Source organism: Streptomyces sp. NRRL B-24572, assembly GCF_002156145.1.
Taxonomy (GTDB): Bacteria; Actinomycetota; Actinomycetes; order Streptomycetales; family Streptomycetaceae; genus Streptomyces; species Streptomyces vietnamensis.
Genome location: NZ_MWIG01000468.1, coordinates 1 through 3,142, shown reverse-complemented (window position 1 = coordinate 3,142; position 3,142 = coordinate 1). Strand labels below are relative to the sequence as shown.

Here is a 3,142-nt window from a genome sequence, read left to right as displayed (position 1 = left end):
CGAGGCCGCGGCCTCGATGATCGAGGCCGCGGCCTCGGACGGCGTTTGGGCGTTGCCGAAGGACTTCTGAGTGCGGGCGACGTAGGCCTGGAGGGCCGGGGCGTACGGTCCGGCCGCGGCAAGCAGGGCCGGGACGTCCAAGCCGATGTTGGCGACGAACTCACTGGCCACCGCGCCCGGTTCGACCACGATGACGTCGACCCCGACGGTGGCGGCGACGGGGTCGAGCGACTGCATGAAGCCCTCGACTGCGAACTTCGCCGCGCAGTAGGCCTCGTTGAAGGGCTGCCCGACCGCGCCGCCCACGCTGGTGACGGTGATCACCCGGCCCTGGGACGCCCGCAGGTGCGGCAGGGCGGCACGGGTGGCGGCGACCACGCCGAAGAAATTGACCTCCATGGCGGCGCGGACGTCGTCGAGGCTCATCTGCTCGATGGTGCCGACCTGCGCGGCGCCGGCGTTGTTGACCAGCGCATCGAGGCGGCCGTGCTCGGCGATCACCTCGTCCAGACATGTGGCGATGCTGTCGGGGTCGACGACGTCCAGGCGCTTGACCTGGATCCGGTCGGTGACGGCGTGCTCGGCCGCCGCCTTGAGCAGGGCTTCGGCCTTTCCGGTGTCGCGCATGGTGGCGACGACGGTCCAGCCGGCCTGGGCGGCGGCCACGGCGGCGGCCAGGCCGATTCCGGAGGACGTACCGGTGATCAGGACGGTCTTTTCGCTGGCCATCAAGGGGTTTCCTTGTCTGTCGAACGGAGCACCGACCCATAACCGGAGAACTCCCCATTTGATCGAGAGGCTAACCGGGGAACTCCCCGGTTGTCCAGATAGACTGGATCCCGACGAAGGGAGCAGCCTTGACCACCCAGCCGAGCGTCTTGCGCGCCGATGCCCGCCGCAACCGGGAGCGCATCCTCGAAGCGGCCGTACGTGCTTTCGCCGAGAAGGGTGCGGATGTTCCGATCGACGCGATCGCCAAGGCCGCCGGCGTCGGCTCGGCCACGCTCTACCGCCACTTCCCCACACGCGAGGCCCTGGTCGAGGCCGCCTACCGCAATGAGCTGGCCCGTGTCTGCGACAGCGCCGCCGAGCTGCTGGCCGGCCTCCCGCCGGACCGGGCCTTGCGCCTGTGGATGGACCGGTTCATCGACTACCTGGCCGTCAAGCAGGGCATGGCGGACGCCCTGCGGGCCGCCGTCGCGTCCGGCGCGGACCCCTTCGCGGAGACCCTCGACCGGCTCGGCGCGACGATCGGCTCCCTGCTCCGCGCGGGAGCCGACGCCCGTCTCCTGCGCTCGGACGTCGACCCCTTCGACGTCGGCCTCAGCCTCGCCGGTGTCGCGCTGATCACCAGCTCTCCGGCCCAGCGGGACCGGTCCGGTCGTCTCCTCGACCTGCTCCTCGACGGGCTTCGCCATGGGGCGGACGGGTAACCCACGTCTGCTCGCTCGTGCTCGACGGGCCGGGTGCCGAGGGCCGACCGACGACGACCGTGCTCACCCTCACCCTGACCGGACTCGCCGCCGACCGGGCCCGACCGGCAGGGCGACACTCCGGCCCGGTCGGCGGATCCTGTCCGTCCTTGCGATGTTCCTCGCGCTGTCGGAGCCGTACTGCCGGAGGTCGGCCTCTCCCCCATCCTGGGAGAGTGGCGCTCGCCCTGCTCGCCGCGGGCGCGGTGGTCCTGTGGCGGCGCCCGGTCCCGGGTGCCGGATGGGCGGCGGCCCCGTAGCGGTTCAGCGGGCGGGCACTCTTCGCGTGCTTGTCCGGTCTCGCACAGCCACGGACACCGGTACCCGGAGCGGCGCATCCCCAGCGTGCGGAGACGGGTGGAAGTCTTGGGGCATGGCCCTTCGAACATGGCTGGACGTCTGGCGTTCCTGGCGGACGGGGCACGCGCCCGCGCTTCTTGTGATCCCGCTCGCGCTGATCGTCATCGTGTGCGTGGTGGATGTGCTGTCCCCACGGGACATCCACCTCGGTCCACTGCTCGTGGCAGCGCCCGCGCTCACCGTGGCGTTCGCCGGCGCCCGCACGACGGCGGTGGTAGGGGCTCTTGCCGTAGCAGCCCAGGTCCTGATCGGCGTACTCAGGGGGGTCTCGGGCACCGCCAACATCCAGGCCCAGATCGCTGCCCTGATCGTCGTCTCTGCCGTCTGCGTCACCGTCTGCGTGGTGCGGGGCCGGCACGAGCGGCAGCTGCACCAGGTGCGGTCCGTGGCCGAGGCAGCCCAAAGAGTGCTGCTGCAGCCGCTGCCCGAACGCGCCGGCCCGCTGCAGATCGCCGGCTTGTACATCCCTGCCGAGCAAGAAGCCGAGCTGGGCGGAGACCTGTACGCGGCCGCACGCACCGCCCACCACAGCACCCGGCTCCTCATCGGCGATGTGCGCGGCAGCGGCCTGGGTGCCATCAGCAACACCGCCCTGCTGCTCGGTGCCTTCCGGGCAGCCGCCCACCGGCAGGCCACCCTGCCCCGCCTCGCCGTCCACCTGGACGGCGCGTTCCGCTGGGACACCAGCCAGTGGCGGCCGCAGAAAGAGCAGGACACCGCCGAGGACTTCGCCACCGCCATGCTGCTCGACATCCCCGACCACGATCCGGTCGTCCACCTCATCAGCTGCGGACACCCGCCGCCGCTCATCCTCCGCGGAAACCGGGTCATCCCACTCGTGGCCGAGGCCAGCCACCTTCCGATCGGATTCGGCGGGGCTTTCGGCACCACCGAGTACGACGTCCAGACATTCCCCTTCGAGGTCGGCGACCTGCTGCTCCTCTACACCGATGGCGTCATCGAGGCACGCGACGCCGACGGACGCTTCTACCCGTTCACCGAACGCGCGCCACAGTGGACCGCCGATGCCCCCGGCGAACTGCTACGCCATCTCCAGGACGACCTGCTGGCCCACGTCGACGCACGCCTCAACGACGACGCGGCCGTCGTCGCGATCCGTCGCCTGGCGTCCGCCCCTCAGCCGACCGCCCCGGCCCGGTGAACGACGGTGGGGCGTCTCACGCCACTGAACCCACTGAAACCCGCGGCCTCACAGCAGCACGGAGCCACCCGTGGACCGGACGACCTGCCACGGCCACCCGATCCGGACGAGCTGTCGCCACAGACGTGTGGTGCCGCCCGATGGCGTG

The 3,142-nt window shown here is 71.2% G+C and carries 3 protein-coding genes; 2 read left to right on the top strand and 1 reads right to left on the bottom strand.

Annotated features, from left to right (window positions below):
- The coding region (locus CCN56_RS26600; protein WP_086830503.1) for an SDR family NAD(P)-dependent oxidoreductase at nt 1–729 on the bottom strand (729 nt) is incomplete at its 3' end.
- 128 nt (nt 730–857) lie between these two features.
- Here CCN56_RS26600 and CCN56_RS26595 point away from each other — a divergent pair.
- Nucleotides 858–1,433, top strand: coding sequence for a TetR/AcrR family transcriptional regulator (locus CCN56_RS26595; protein ID WP_086830502.1), 576 nt, complete (start codon nt 858–860; stop codon nt 1,431–1,433).
- A gap of 412 nt (nt 1,434–1,845) precedes the next feature.
- Complete coding sequence (locus CCN56_RS26590; RefSeq protein WP_086830501.1) at nt 1,846–2,994, top strand: PP2C family protein-serine/threonine phosphatase; 1,149 nt, start codon at nt 1,846–1,848, stop codon at nt 2,992–2,994.
- Nucleotides 2,995–3,142 lie beyond the last annotated feature (148 nt).